Source organism: Maribacter sp. HS (assembly GCF_048059195.1).
Lineage (GTDB): Bacteria > Bacteroidota > Bacteroidia > Flavobacteriales > Flavobacteriaceae > Maribacter > Maribacter dokdonensis.
The window spans coordinates 122,936-136,916 of sequence record NZ_JAYLVV010000005.1 but is presented as its reverse complement, the minus strand read 5'-3'; the positions used below and the strand labels follow the sequence as shown (position 1 = coordinate 136,916).

Sequence of the window (13,981 nt, the reverse complement as noted above, 5' to 3'; positions counted from 1 at the left end):
CAAACAAACAATACTTACTTTTCCTATTCATGGTTGTTGTCTGTGGTTTTTTTGCCATCGGTCAAGAAGGAAAAATCACTCCGCTCAATATCAAAGCAGAGAGAGATTCAATTATTGCACCACTATTTCCGCCAACCGCAATAAAAGACTCTATAGCCAATGATTCTTTGGCTACAGATTCCCTTAATCAAAAGCCTCCTTTACTTTTAGATAAAATCACTTATAAGGCTAAAGATTATGTGAAATTAAGCCAAAAAGAAAATAAAATTTACCTCTATAACGAAGCTGAAATCTATTATCAAGATACGGAGTTAAAAGCTGGTATCATCATCATGGATTACATTAAAAATGAGGTGTATGCCGGTAGAATGGTTGACTCACTCGGCAATTACAGCCAGCTACCCTATTTTAAACAGGGATCGAACATTGTTATACCAGATTCTATCCGTTTTAATTTTGATACGCAAAAGGCACTAATTTGGAACTCACGAACAGAACAACAAGCGGCAGCCGGTGCTTTAGGTAGTGATGCCATGAAGGTTTATGCCGAGATTACCAAAAAAGAGAATGATTCCGTTTACTTTCTAAGCGAAGGAAAATTGACCACCTCAACGGACACTATTAACCCAGATTATTATATAAGGGTTAGAAAAGCAAAATTTGTTCCCAAGAAAAAAGTGATTGCCGGGTTCAGCAATTTATATATTGCAGATGTACCAACCCCAATAGCAATGCCATTTGCTTATTTTCCACTGAGTGTTGGCCGATCAGCAGGTGTTTTAATGCCTTCTTTCGGTAACGATCCAGATGCGGGTTACTTTTTACAAGATATGGGGTATTATGTACCATTAGGTGATTATGCCGACATTACTTTATCCGGAGACTTTTATACGAACGGAAGTTACGCATTTAGAACAGCATCTATTTATACTAAAAGGTACAAGTATCGCGGTAATGTAAACCTAAGATTTGAAAATATCGTTAATAGCCAAAAAGGTTTTAGTGATTACAGTCTTTCAAGAAATTATAATATTCAATTTTCTCACACACAAGACACCAAGGCAAGTCCCAACTCACGATTTTCAGCATCGGTAAATTTAGGAAGTAGTGATTATTACCAAAATTCCTTACAACAAAGAAATTTACCAAATACCCAGAACAACACACTATCATCATCAATTTCATACTCTAAAACATTTCCAAATTACCCTTCTGTGAACATGAGTTTGACCGCTACCCACTCACAACTGACATCGGTAGCTACAGATGATGATGACGATGATGACAATATCAATATGACCTTGCCGACATTTCAAGCAAGTGTAGAGCGTATTTATCCGTTTGTAAAGCAAGACGGTGTAAAGAAAGGAATCATAGACAACATCAACTTTCAGTATAGCGTAAACGCACAAAATAGGCTAACAACAAATGATGAGGATTTTTTCACGGCTAGGATGTTTGACAATGCCCGTGTAGGTGCCAGCCATAGTATTCCTGTTGCAACGAACTTTAAGGTTGCTAAATTTTTCAGCGTTAGTTTGGGTGGTAACTATGAAGATGTTTGGACATTGGAAACTTACAACAGAAGCTATGACGATGTTGCCGAAGAAGTTGTTATAGATACGGTTAGTGGTTTTGACCGTTACAATACCTATAATTTTAGCGCAAGTATTGGAACTACCTTGTATGGTACTTTTAATTTTGGTGAGGACAAAAAAATTCAGGCTATTAGACACACACTTAGGCCTTCTCTTAGTTATGGTTATGCACCATCATTTGAGCAATTTTATGACGAATATTTAGGTGAAGACGGTGTAGAAGTACAATACAGTCGTTTTACGGGTACATTAAACGGAGCACCTTCTTTAGGGCAGTCTAACAGCTTAAGTTTTTCATTGGCCAACACTTTAGAGGCTAAGGTAAAGGATAAAGACTCCACAAAACTTGAACCTAAAAAAATATCCCTTTTAAGCAATTTTAATGTCTCTACCGGATATAATTTCGAATCTGATTCCCTTAGATTGAATCCATTAAGCATTAATGGTGGAACCAATATTTTGGACAACAAAATGTCCATTAACTTTTCTGCCGGTTTAGACCCTTATGCCATAGATAATAATGGTAGAAGAATAGATACATGGAATATTGACAATGGCGGTAGCCTATTTAGACTTACTAGAGCTAATGCCAATGTATCCTATTCTATTAGTAGTGATATGTTCAATAAAAAAGATGACAAAGGAAGAAAGGAAGAAGAAGATGAAGATCCTTTTGATTACGTAGCGCAAAGTGGTGGTAGAGATGACGACCTTTTTGGAAGGGCCGATGATTTCAATTCAAACCCCATTAGGAAGGATGACAAAAATGCCGATGTTGAAAACCCAGTATATGGAACCAAAATACCATGGAATTTTAGGTTGGCCTATTCCGCAAACTATAGCAACACAGCAAGGCAAAATGAATTTAGTAGTCACTCTTTAATGTTTTCTGGCGACATAGAACTTGCGCCAAGGTGGTCTATAGGAGGTTCATCTGGTTATGATTTCAAAAATCAAGGTTTCACCTTAACCCAATTGCGTTTTCAACGAGACCTTAAAAGTTTCACCATGCGTTTTAACTGGACACCTTTTGGCACCTATAAAAGATGGTATTTCTTTATTGGTATAGATTCTTCTATCTTAAAAGACCTTAAGTGGGAAAACAGAAGTCAGAATTAAAAAATTAAACATTAGCTACGATGAAAAAAATTATAAATACAGAACATGCCCCAGCACCAATAGGCCCATATAACCAAGCAATTTTAAGTAATGGCACTTTATATATCTCTGGGCAAATTCCAATTAATCCAAAAAATGGCGCATTAGTTTCAGGTGATATTAAATTAGAAACTAAACAGTCTATGGAAAATTTAAAGGCCATTTTAACCGAAGCTGAAATGACCTTTGAACATGTTGTTAAATCATCAATATTTCTCAGTGACATGAATCAATTCACCGATGTAAACGAAGTTTATGCCACTTACTTTAATGCAGAAACTGCACCTGCAAGAGAAACCGTTGAAGTAGCAAATTTACCTAAGTTCGTAAATGTTGAAATTTCAATGATTGCCGTAAAATAACGATTTACATATTTGATCTGTGAAATTCCACAAGCCCTTCAATAGGTCTTTGCCTAATAACACCAACGATCAAATCATTTCTAAGCAGTACAGATGTTAATTCATCTCTTAGGTAATGCGCAATACTACCTACAAAATTGATCGGCACCTTTGTAGCCAATTCAAATTGCATTACGTAGTTATTTATAAATTGCTGAAAACCTTTATCTATAACCCCTTTAGAGTACGGATGTTCTTTATTTTCAATTAAAAACCTTGCAAAGGTTGCCAAATACGTATTTGGGTTAGGCTGCTTATATAAGTTTTCTTTAATTACATCGGCATCTAAATCATGCGAAGCCGCAAACTTATGCGCTAAATCAGATGGCATTTTATGAAAATAGTAATCACGTATCAACTTACGTCCAAAGAAATTTCCACTACCATCATCCATAGGTATATACCCTAATGAAGTTACTTTTTGAAATAATTGGTTACCGTCATAATAGCTACAATTAGACCCCGTACCTAAAATACAAACGATACCTTGGTGACCAACTTTGGTAGTAGCAAAAATTGCCGCATATGTATCTTCCTTTACATCTGCTTTTGCATTTGGAAAAAAGTCCTTGAATATACCTTTTAAAAAGACTTTCATACGATCGGTACCACAACCGGCTCCATAAAAGTACAAATGACTGACTTTCTCCCTGTTCTTAGAAAGTTCAAAATTATTCGCTAAGCGATCTTCTATGACATCTTTTGTCAACACTTCTGGGCTTAAACCCAATGTTTGCGTTAAAAAAAGCTGTTCGCCATTTTCATCTAAAGCAATCCAATCTGACTTGGTTGCTCCACTATCTACTATTAAAATCATATACCGAATGTCTTTAAAAAAATAAACCTGAAAACAAGACGCAAAAGCCTCATTTTCAGGATATATTATTGTTATACTAAAATGATGCTTACAACGTGTTAACGTGCTGAATTAGGTCTACCATTTTATTGGAGAAACCAGCCTCGTTATCATACCAGCAGATCAACTTGAAGAATTTAGAATTCAACTCGATACCTGCACCAGCATCAAATACACTTGTATGAGACTCACCTATGAAGTCTTGAGAAACTACAGACTCCTCTGTATATCCTAAAACACCTTTTAACTCTCCTTCAGAAGCAGATTTAAATGCTTTTTTAATTTCTTCGTATGAAGTTTCCTTTTCAAGACGAACAGTTAAATCTACAACAGATACATCTGCAGTAGGAACTCTAAACGCCATTCCCGTAAGCTTACCTTTCAAAGCAGGAATTACCTTGGTAACCGCTACAGCAGCACCCGTAGAAGCCGGTATAATGTTCAACATTGCACTTCTACCGCCTCTCCAGTCTTTCTTAGAAGGACCATCAACAGTCATTTGAGTGGCCGTTGTTGCATGAACAGTGGTCATTAAAGCCTCTTCAATACCAAATTTATCATTTAATACCTTAGCCATTGGAGCTAAACAGTTTGTAGTACATGATGCGTTTGAAACAATTGTGTTATCAGCAGTAACCTCTGTATGGTTAACTCCCATTACAAACATTGGAGCATCTTTAGAAGGCGCAGAAATAACAACCTTTTTAGCACCACCATCTATATGATATTGAGCAGTTTCTAATGTTGTAAAAATACCTGTACATTCAGCAACGGTATCTGCACCAACCTCATCCCACTTACAATTTTTAGGGTCTCTTTCCGCAGTAATACGAACAGTCTTACCATTTACGATCAATTGACCATCTTTTACATCAACAGTACCGTCGAATTTACCATGTACCGAATCGTATTTTAACAAGTAAGCCAAGTGCTCAACATCTAACAAGTCATTGATAGCTACTACATCAACATCTCCACGCTTAATTGTTGTTCTGAAGACTAATCTTCCTATTCTACCGAATCCGTTAATTCCTATTTTCAAATTTGACATTTTCTCTCTTTTTAATATTTAAATTATGTAGTCATTATTTCTGAAACTCGTATAAGTTCCTTATCAATTTTTGTATGTCCTTTTATCGCCTTATTTATTGGCGTTAATGTAAGTTTGTTATCTTGTATACCTACCATTAGGTTAGTTTTACCCTCTAATAATGCCTCAACCGCCTTTACCCCCATTCTACTGGCAAGCACACGATCAAAACAAGATGGCGCACCACCTCTTTGCATATGCCCTAGAACAGATACACGCACATCATATATAGGCAAATGTTCTTCAACATATTCTTTAAGTTCAAATACGTTTTTACCAGATTTGTCACCTTCGGCAACAATAACTATACTAGATGATTTACCAGACTCTTTACTTCTTTTCAAAGATTCTAACAACCTGTCTAAACCTAAATTTTCCTCAGGTATTAAAATCTCTTCTGCACCTGCTCCAACACCGGCGTTAAGCGCAATATGCCCAACATCTCTACCCATAACCTCAACGAAGAACAATCTGTTATGGGAACTGGCAGTATCTCTAATTTTATCTATACACTCTACCACAGTATTCAAAGCTGTGTCAAAACCTAATGTAAACGTAGTACCAAAAATATCATTATCAATAGTACCGGGAATTCCAATTACAGGAAAGTTATACTCTCTATTAAAAATCATGGCACCGGTAAAACTACCATCTCCTCCAATAACGACAAACGCGTCTATACCTGCCTTTACTAGCTGATCATGAGCTGTTTTCCTTCCTTCTGGAGTTCTAAAGTCATTACATCTTGCCGATTTTAAAATAGTGCCCCCTTTATTGATAATATTATTTACACTACGGGCATCCATTGGTTTAAAATCTCCCTCAATCATACCTTGGTACCCTCTATAGACTGCAACACAATCTACCTTCATATAGGCACACGTACGAACAACCGATCTAATTGCTGCATTCATACCAGGAGAATCGCCTCCTGAAGTCAGCACTGCTATTTTTTTAATTTGTGATAACATTGAAAAATTTAAGCCAACGAAAGTAACAAATCTTCATCAAAAAAGGAACTAACTTCCATCGCATTTTAAGAAAAAATCAACGAAAAGGATTTCGTTGTAACATATTGATGCTTAAATTCTTAAAATATTTTAATACTTAACAGTTATGTAGCGTTTAGTTATTGATTTAATGATTTTGGCTTATTGTAAAAACGAATAAGACTATCATTCCCCATTACAGATGATGGTGTTTCATTTTCTTTTACAGGTACCTCTTTTTCTTTTGGTCTGGTTGCCAGTATTTTTTGAAAAAGCTCCTTAAAATTATTGAAATCAACTTCATACGAAATTCCCGCCCCTTGGGTAGACCCCTGTTGATCCGACAAATATGCCTGTATTTCACTTTGTCTACTGAAAAAATTTGCACTTAACGTACCTTCTTCATTTAGCAAAACCTGTATTTCAAAATCACCTGCGACCAAGGTTTCACTAGATGCACCCACCGGAACCCCTACTTTACCATTAAATAGAATTCTATCCGATATTTGTGTTGATACGGTAACGCCAATTCTATCATCTGTCTCAATATCCGCAGAACGGTCTAAAATACCTTGTTCATAGGATAGACCAAGGTTGAACTTATCATTGCCACCACTAAGAATTGAATTCAAAATACTAGATGCGCTTTGAACCAAATTACCTGTAATTGCTTGTTGGTTAATACCACTTTGAGAATTTACAAAAGTACCTTGGGCCAATAGGAATATCGCATTTTTCTCCTCTACCGTGGGATCTTGCAGTCTGTATTCCAATTCTGATTTTACAATAGAATTAGTACCCGGAAAATCAATACCAAAATCAATATCTGGCTTTTGAAGCTGCCCGGTTAAACTTATAATTACGTCAGTAGGAATTCTACGGGTAAAACCGGCATCATCTAATAATGGAGCAGGATTCGCATTTAATGAATATATCGCCTCCATATTCAAAATGGCTTCTAATGGTTTTTGATCCCAATTAATGGTACCCCCGGGTTCAACCGTAAATTTCTTATCTATAATACCACCAAACTTATAATTGAATTCACCAGTTACCACAACATAATCACCATACATTTCAAATTTACCATTGGTATTGATCTGTATTAAAATAATACCTACCCCTGTTCCTTTTAGGGAACTACCGGTTTTTGTATCCGTTACTATTTCAACTTCGGCATCAGGCGTTACATCTAAGTTAAATTCAAGTTCAAGACCTTGATAATCCTTTAATTGTCGCTGACTCTCTATTCTCTTTTTATCGTTCTTTTCAATAAAATTGATAAAAGAATAATCCCCTACACTAGCAACATCACTAAGCGGAATTTTTAAAGAAGTACCTTTTGCGGTAGTACCATCAACAGTAATATTCAAGGCAGTAGTAGGACCATAGATTCGTCCTGTACCATTCAAATAACCAGTACCATAATATAACTCACCCTCTTTAAATTCTGTATTTAAAATCAAGAACCTATCATTCTTGGTATCAACATTCAAGTCCAGAACCCAATCTTTAAAGAAACTATGAGTAATGGTACCATCTAAATTTGCCGTAGTACCTTTAGCTACATCTTTTAATGCTATATTTTCAAAATCAAATGTTTGATTACTTAGAACAACTCTAGACCGGGGTGCAAATTCATAATCTACATTTAGGTACGGCACTGCAATACCAGCATTGTCCAAAGTAAGAAGCCCGTCAAAGTTTGGATTATCAACATCTCCCTTTATAACCACCCTACCGTCTATATCTCCCCTAATATGATCAATAACCCCTTCACCCAAAGGGCTAAAAGGTTCTAAATTAAAATTGCTGAAATTCGCAATTAAATCTGCCCTTGGTATATCTCCCCTATTCTCTACACTACCAACTACGCTAAATTTTTCCAAGCCATTATCAGACAGTTGGGAGTTCACTTGAAATTCTGTCAAATCTCTATTGCCAATGATATTTATAGCTAAATCACCTAAAGGAATATCATTAATACCGAATTTATCAATATTTAGATTTGATGATGGTAAATAAACACCATCTTTCTGTAAAACGTTTAAGGTTCCATTGACCTCTCCCTGTAATTTCAAACTATCTATTACCGGGGTTATCTTATCTAAGGAAACAATTTTAAATTGCAACTGTAGGTCTTTGTAAGTAGAATCTGCCAATTGTCCTTTTAACCTTATCTGCTCTTTCTCTTCATTGTTCATTACAATTTCTTGAATTGTAATACTATCTAAAGACCTACTTAGAATAACCTTATTCTTTGTATTTCCCTCTTTGTTTAAAACCCACTTATTCCCCTTAAAATTAACATCGGAGGTTTTAAGACCAATTACAGATTTATTTTCCTTATTGAATGTATGGTAAAAGTTTAGGTTGTAAGAATCATTGAACTCACTACCGCCTTTAAACTCTGACCTAAAGAACAAAGTATCCTTTAAGGTAGTATTGATCAAGTTAAAATCCTTAAAATTATAATACGGAGTATCCAACTCACCAACAGATACATATGTATTGAATAATGGGTTTTTATTATCTATACGCACTTCAATTTTATCGGCTGCCGTACCAAAGGCCTCTATACTTGGGGACTCAAAATTTAATTTGAAATCACCCTCATCTGCTACTATATTACCTTTAATAAACGTATTGGGATCAAAGCGAACTTCCGGAAAGAACACATCTACGATTTTATTATAAATCTTAAAATTAAAGGAGAGATTTTGACCATCTGAAATTTGAAAAGGCCTATAGTTTGTATAAATACTACCCAAGGAGTTCTGCACAAGTTTACCCAATTCTCTGACCTTAAAATTACCTTTCATAAATCCGGTAATAATATCTGGAGAATTTATATTTATGGTTCGTTCCCTCTCTTGATCAAAACTAGAGGTAACCGCAAAATCATCAAAATAGTAAGTATCATTTTTATTTTGATAGCTAGTTTGTGTAAAATTGATGTCACCAACAATATTATCAAGCGTGGTGCCCGTAATATCCATACTTACATTTCCTTTAAATACAGAAACGCTATCATTTATAATATTCAGTTTCTTTAAATCGGCATAATCGACCGAAGCGATAAAATTAAAATTGTTCCTAGTCTCGGCAACATTTGCAAGCCCCTTAAAATCGAACTTAAAATTCTCGTCATTGCTTACCAAAGAACCATCAAATAATTGATCTTTTATAATACCCGACACTCTAATATCTTGATAATTGTACTTATTAAACTCCAAAGAATAAATTTGACCAATTACCTCGGTGTTCAATTTTTCTTTTACAAAACCTTTACCCTCCACATTAAAATCCAAGGTTGTTTTTCCCAAGTTTTTATTCTCGGCAAAATCACCTAAATCAAAATCTATTAAAGAAATAAAACCTTTATAAGTTGCATTGTCAATATTATTAAAATCGCTAAGTACAATATCCGCATAACTACTACCCACGGCAGTATTTAAGTTCACTTTAGCATCAATAGAAGAATTGGTAATAAAGGCATTACCACGAATTGTAAATTGCCCTAATTTGCTAAATGACGACGGCAAAGAGTTACCAATTAAATTGGGCAATAATGCATTTAATTGATAATAACTGCTTGTTACATTCCTCATTTCGGCATTTAAACTAAATGCTTTCTGTTTATTAAAGAGATTTTTAAAATTAAAATTACCACGAATACCGGTATCATCTGAAAACAAGAAAAGGTCATCAGTGTTCAAATCGTTCAATACTCCATTCACATTTGCATTGAAGGTTACTTCTTTACCTTTTCCAAATTCATCATAAAGTAAGTTGACTTCATCAAAAGCCACTTTAGACTCCTTAAACTCGGCAACTACATTAACCTTGTTCAAAAAATCGGCAAAATCTTCTCGGTTATAATTAAAAACCAAATTACCTTCTAAAGCAGATAATGGTGTATTAATGCTTAGAGAATCAAAACGCATTTGCTGCTTAGTATATTTAAAATTGGTAGCCAAGCGATCTACTTTTAACCCTCTATTACTAAAGAATGACATTTCTTTAATATCCGCAGAAACCTCTGGGCCTAAAATTAAAAAGTCGCCCGCATTTATGTTTAGGCTATCAAAATTTAAAACTGTAGTATTTTGTAAATTCTCATCAATATATTTAAACCTACTATGCGCAATATCCACATTAGATGAAGATAATTTAAAAGGGGGCGTACCCTCTGCCCTTGGCTTGCCATCATCTAACTTATCTACAAACACTTCTAAGTTGGTATTTCTCTCGCCAAAATATGTTTTAAGTTTAAAGTTCAGTTGATCAACAGCGATATCACCAAATTCCAAATTACCTTGAGCAAGATTACCTAAACTTAGAATTGAGGTTTTAAGTTCATTTACATAAAAAAGTGTATCCTGCTGATAATCTTCAATATATACACCCTCCAAACCTGTATTCCAAGAAATCAACGAAACCTTTAACCGCTCAATATTGATGTGCGTTCCATATTGATCGTTGATTTTTTTCGTAGCAAACTGTGCCAATAAGGTCTGTACCACTGGCAGTGAAAAAACGATGGTACCTAAAACACATATCAGTAAAATCACCAATAATGTTCTAACCAATATTTTTCTCAGTTTTTTGATAGGTCTTTATGTTTTACCTTTGTTATTCAAAATTTATTCCAAATATGCTGGAGCACAGAACAATTTATATACTTGCTATTGAATCTTCTTGTGACGACACTTCTGCGGCAGTTTTAATGAACGATAAAGTGCTCAGTAATGTTGTTGCCACCCAAGCAATTCACAAAGAATATGGAGGGGTTGTACCTGAACTTGCTTCAAGAGCCCATCAACAAAATATAGTGCCAGTTGTTCACCAAGCATTAGCCAAAGCAAATATCGATAAAAAACAATTATCAGCCATAGCATTTACACGTGGACCTGGCTTAATGGGTTCATTATTGGTAGGTACTTCATTTGCCAAATCGTTATCACTTGGTTTACAGATTCCTTTGATCGAAGTTAACCACATGAAAGCCCACATATTGGCCCATTTTATAAAAGAGGAATCCATGAAAGCACCTTCATTTCCCTTTTTAGCATTGACCATAAGTGGCGGCCATACACAAATTGTTCAGGTAAATGATTTTTTTAACATGAAAATCATTGGACAAACACTTGATGACGCCGTAGGAGAGGCTTTTGACAAAAGTGCAAAAATATTAGGGCTACCCTACCCTGGCGGTCCGTTAATAGATAAATATGCAGCTACTGGCGACCCACATAAATTTGATTTCCCCATACCAAATGTAAAAGACTTGGATTTTAGTTTTAGTGGATTAAAAACAAATATTCTTTACTTTATACAAAAGCAGACCAAGGCAGACCCAGATTTTATTAAAAACAACCTTGAAGACATTTGCGCATCTATTCAATATACCATCATTACTATTTTAATGAAAAAATTAAAAAAAGCAGTGAAACAGACCGGTATAAAGGAAATAGCTATTGGTGGAGGGGTATCTGCAAATTCTGGAATACGCAATATTTTAACCGAAGCACAAACCAAATATGGATGGAATACCTACATCCCAAAATTTGAATTTTGTACAGATAATGCCGCAATGATCGGTATAGTAGGCTATCTGAAATATAAAAATGAAAAATTTTCGGATCAAGACGTTACGGCAAAGGCCAGATATGTTATTTCATAGATTAAAACAAAAACCACATGCAACTTTTCTTTAATCCTGAACTAGACCCTACTGCCAACACCTTTACTTTTGACAGTAATGAAAGCAAACACATCATCAGAGTACTCAGAAAAAAGAATGGGGACAAATTATGGATTACCAATGGAGCCGGTTACTTATTTGAAGCTACAATAATTGATGATGCCATTAAAAAATGTGAGGTAGAGATCAACTCATCTAAAAAAACACATGCCAAATCTCATTGGTTACATATGGCTGTTGCACCCACAAAAATGAACGATCGTTTTGAATGGTTTTTAGAAAAAGCCACAGAAATTGGCGTTGATGAAATCACTCCTATTATTTGTGATCGATCAGAACGTAAGATTCTAAAATTAGAACGAATGAAAAGGGTATTGGAATCAGCAATGAAACAATCACTACAAACCTATCTACCTAAACTTAACGAACCAATTTCCTTAGTTGAGTTTTTAGAAAAACCAATAACAGGGCTACAGTTTATTGCACATTGTGAAGAAACCGAAAGACATGAACTAAAAAGGCGTGTTGCCGCTGACAAAGACATTACTATACTTATAGGCCCTGAAGGTGATTTTTCAAATCAAGAAATTAAAAGTGCATTGGAAAAAGGGTACGCCCCGGTAGCTATGGGCAAAACAAGATTAAGAACCGAGACTGCGGCTATTGTTGCTTGTACCATTGTAGCATCTATCAACAATGGCTAGTTAAATAGCAACCTTTGCAGCACTAGTAATATCCACCTTTTCATTCTCTACCAATAACATCAAAGTTATAGCTTCATTTTTACCTACAATGTTTGGAATTTCAATAGAACCAAAGCCTTTTGATTTTACATCATTTAAATATTTTTCGGCTACTACAATATTGGCATTCTTTAAAGTTCTATGACGATTTTCTCCCCTTTTAACTTCTGTGGTTCTTTCATTAAGCACCAAGACCGCCCTTATAGTTTTACCTTCAATTTTGCCATTAACGTTATATTCAAAAGTTGCTTTATCACCATCTCGTGTAATATTAGATATACCAATAACATTTTGAGACTGTAAATTGCTATATTTCTCAACAGCCCTAATAACATCCGCCCTATTTGACCCCACCATATGCTCTTTGCCGTTAACGACCAATTCTGGCGTATAATTACTTCGATACCTGAATTTTGTATTGTAGGCACTTTGTTTCACGGTAAATTTCTGATTACTGAAAGGATCTTTCCAACCTATATAATTCCAATAGTCCACATGATAGCTCAAAACAAAAACATTATCTGGATATGAATCCTTTATAGTTTCTAAAAGTGCATCTGCCGGTGGACAACTAGAACATCCTTGCGAAGTAAAAAGTTCAAACACCACACTACCCTTAGATAATTTTTCCGAATGTTCAGAAAACAAAGCATCATCAACTTTATTATCTTTACTGGATTGAGACCAAATAATGGTGGTTAACAGAAGGCCAGCTATAGAAAATAAGAAAACATAATTTTTTTTATCAATCATAATAATGTGGTTATACTTTATTATTCGAAATAAAATGAAAAACCTTACTATATATCTTTTTCTTATAATGGCGTTTACATGCCTTAACTTAAGAGCACAGGAGATTGCAATTCTAAAATATCAAGGTGGCGGTGATTGGTATGCCAACCCTACAGCATTACCAAATCTTATAAAATTCTGTAATGACAATATTGGAACAACAATACAAAACAAACCCGAAACTGTAGAAGTAGGTAGCAGCACAATTTTTCAATACCCGTATTTACATATGACAGGACATGGTAATGTGGTTTTTTCAGATGAGGAAATTGAAAACTTAAAAAGCTATTTAATGTCAGGTGGTTTTTTACATATTGATGATAATTACGGCATGAAACCCTACATTACAAGAGAGATAAAAAAACTATTCCCCAACAAAAATTTAGAAGAATTGGGAGCTGATCACCCCATTTTCAATAATTCATATTCTTTTGCAAAGGGACTACCTAAAATACATGAGCATGACGGGCAACGTCCACAAGCTTTTGCAATTTTACAGGATAATAGGATTCTATTATTATTTACCTCAGAGTCTGATTTAGGTGATGGCTGGGAAGACCCAACAGTTCATAACGACGCTCCAGAAGTAAGACAAAAAGCACTTGAAATGGGAGCCAATATTATTACCTACGCCTTTAAAAACTAAG

At 35.0% G+C, this 13,981-nt stretch carries 10 protein-coding genes; 5 read left to right on the top strand and 5 right to left on the bottom strand.

The genetic code is table 11. The annotated features are described in order from the left end of the window. Positions 1–29 precede the first annotated feature (29 nt). Both VBZ51_RS13545 and VBZ51_RS13540 read left to right on the top strand, forming a co-directional pair. Entirely contained in the window at positions 30–2,717 is a 2,688-nt protein-coding gene (locus tag VBZ51_RS13545) for a putative LPS assembly protein LptD (RefSeq protein ID WP_082642887.1), read from the top strand. 20 nt (positions 2,718–2,737) lie between these two features. Next, a complete protein-coding gene (locus tag VBZ51_RS13540) occupies positions 2,738–3,118 on the top strand; it encodes a RidA family protein (RefSeq protein ID WP_416577264.1) in 381 nt (126 codons plus the stop codon). Positions 3,119–3,122: 4 nt separating this feature from the next. On the opposite strand, the gene VBZ51_RS13535 is transcribed toward VBZ51_RS13540, so the two are convergent. The 4 genes from VBZ51_RS13535 to VBZ51_RS13520 all read right to left on the bottom strand — a co-directional run bounded on the left by VBZ51_RS13535 (position 3,123) and on the right by VBZ51_RS13520 (position 10,663). Then, positions 3,123–3,974, bottom strand: coding sequence for an N-acetylglucosamine kinase (locus VBZ51_RS13535; protein WP_074673146.1), 852 nt, complete (start codon positions 3,972–3,974; stop codon positions 3,123–3,125). An 88-nt stretch (positions 3,975–4,062) separates the two neighbouring features. Further along, on the bottom strand, positions 4,063–5,064 hold the full coding sequence (gene gap, locus VBZ51_RS13530) for a type I glyceraldehyde-3-phosphate dehydrogenase (RefSeq protein WP_058103290.1): 1,002 nt from the start codon (positions 5,062–5,064) through the stop codon (positions 4,063–4,065). A 23-nt stretch (positions 5,065–5,087) separates the two neighbouring features. After that, entirely contained in the window at positions 5,088–6,074 is a 987-nt protein-coding gene (gene pfkA / locus VBZ51_RS13525) for a 6-phosphofructokinase (protein ID WP_074673142.1), read from the bottom strand. A gap of 158 nt (positions 6,075–6,232) precedes the next feature. Beyond that, complete coding sequence (locus tag VBZ51_RS13520; protein ID WP_416577452.1) at positions 6,233–10,663, bottom strand: translocation/assembly module TamB domain-containing protein; 4,431 nt, start codon at positions 10,661–10,663, stop codon at positions 6,233–6,235. An 86-nt stretch (positions 10,664–10,749) separates the two neighbouring features. On the opposite strand from VBZ51_RS13520, the gene tsaD reads away from it, so the two are divergent. Together tsaD and VBZ51_RS13510 are read left to right on the top strand one after the other, a co-directional pair. Next, positions 10,750–11,778: a tRNA (adenosine(37)-N6)-threonylcarbamoyltransferase complex transferase subunit TsaD gene (tsaD, locus tag VBZ51_RS13515; RefSeq protein WP_416577263.1), complete on the top strand. Its 1,029-nt coding sequence runs from the start codon at positions 10,750–10,752 to the stop codon at positions 11,776–11,778. Positions 11,779–11,795: 17 nt separating this feature from the next. After that, complete coding sequence (locus VBZ51_RS13510; RefSeq protein ID WP_091605399.1) at positions 11,796–12,503, top strand: 16S rRNA (uracil(1498)-N(3))-methyltransferase; 708 nt, start codon at positions 11,796–11,798, stop codon at positions 12,501–12,503. Here the strand turns inward: VBZ51_RS13510 and VBZ51_RS13505 are convergent, their stop codons facing one another. Next, entirely contained in the window at positions 12,504–13,295 is a 792-nt protein-coding gene (locus VBZ51_RS13505) for a DUF1223 domain-containing protein (protein ID WP_416577262.1), read from the bottom strand. Positions 13,296–13,329: 34 nt separating this feature from the next. Between VBZ51_RS13505 and VBZ51_RS13500 the strand changes: the two genes are divergently transcribed. Then, a complete protein-coding gene (locus VBZ51_RS13500; RefSeq protein WP_058103295.1) occupies positions 13,330–13,980 on the top strand; it encodes a DUF4159 domain-containing protein in 651 nt (216 codons plus the stop codon). Position 13,981 lies beyond the last annotated feature (1 nt).